Origin of the sequence: Sphingopyxis sp. RIFCSPHIGHO2_12_FULL_65_19 (assembly GCF_001830555.1) — a bacterium.
GTDB lineage: Bacteria > Pseudomonadota > Alphaproteobacteria > Sphingomonadales > Sphingomonadaceae > Sphingopyxis.
On the sequence record NZ_MIAM01000026.1, the window covers coordinates 60532 to 61686 of the forward strand.

Annotated in this window: 2 protein-coding genes; one reads left to right on the plus strand and one right to left on the minus strand. The window is 64.2% G+C overall.

The features are described from left to right. A partial coding sequence (locus tag A3E77_RS08535) for a thioredoxin domain-containing protein (protein WP_458574428.1) occupies positions 1–161 on the minus strand: 161 nt, incomplete at its 3' end. Between the two features lie 169 nt (positions 162–330). Between A3E77_RS08535 and A3E77_RS08540 the strand changes: the two genes are divergently transcribed. Continuing rightward, positions 331–1077 (plus strand): murein L,D-transpeptidase catalytic domain family protein, encoded by a 747-nt coding sequence (locus A3E77_RS08540; RefSeq protein WP_293644955.1) that lies wholly within the window; start codon positions 331–333, stop codon positions 1075–1077. Positions 1078–1155: the final 78 nt, after the last annotated feature.

The window sequence follows — 1155 nt, forward strand, 5'->3', positions numbered from 1 at the left end:
GCCATTCCGGCGTCCCTGAACAGCTGGCGCAGCTTTGCCTCGCTATAGGGCGTTTTCAGATATTCGATCACCTCGACATCGACGCCGGGGGTTTCCTGAAGGATCGCCAGCGTCTTGCGCGAGGTGCCGCAGGCGGGGTTGTGCCAGATGGTTGCTTTCATGGCCCGCGTCCTAACGCAGCCTTACAGCAGCGTAAACTCGCTATTCATGGCATATATGGCACATCTTCCCGCATGAAGGGGAACCACCTGCTTGCCTTTCGCGGCCAACATACGACTTATGGAATGTCGAAGGACCGTAAAAGGCGGCCAATGCGGGGTTGGGTTGCAAGTGAATGAATTGATCGATCGACGGGCGATGTTGGCGGCGATGGCCGGCGCGGGGGCTTTGGCCGCCGTGCCCGCGCGCGCGCAGCTCCCCAACTGGATTCAACAGCCGGGGACGGCCCTGCCGCCGCCGGTCGACTATCTGGCCGTGGCAAAGAAGCAGCTGGCGATGCAGGGACGCAATATCCCGCAGAGCGACCGTGTCGGCGTCGTCGATTTCGGGCTGCCGTCGTCGCGTCCGCGCTTTGCGCTGGTCGATATGATCGCGGGCAAGGTCGAGATGTTCCCGGTCACCCACGGACGCGGGTCGGACCCGCAGCATGACGGCTGGCTCAAGAGCTTTTCAAACCGTGTCGGAAGCCTTGCCACGTCGCGCGGGGCGTATCGCACCAGCGATTATTATTGGGGCGCCAACGGGTCGTCGATGCGCCTCGCCGGGTTGGAACCCGACAATTATTCGGCCGATGTGCGCGCGATCGTCGTGCATGGCGCGTGGTACGCCGACCCCGCACTGATCGCGACGCAGGGCAAGCTGGGTCGCAGCGAAGGCTGCTTCGTGTTCGGCGAAGAGCTGCTTCCGATGATCCTCTACAAGCTGGGGCCGGGCCGACTGCTGTTCGCCGACCGGCTGAGCGCGCCGCCGCCGATGCCCAAACCGTTCGACCTGCCGCCCGCCGATCCGTTGCCGGGCATGGAGAATCTGCGGCGCGCGAGTTCGATCAGCGGGCCGCTGCCGAAGACGGCGGACTGATAAGGCGGCGTTGGCTTTGGGGTGGAGAGCGGGCGTATAAATCCTCCCCATCGACTTGCGATGGGGAGGGGGACCGCC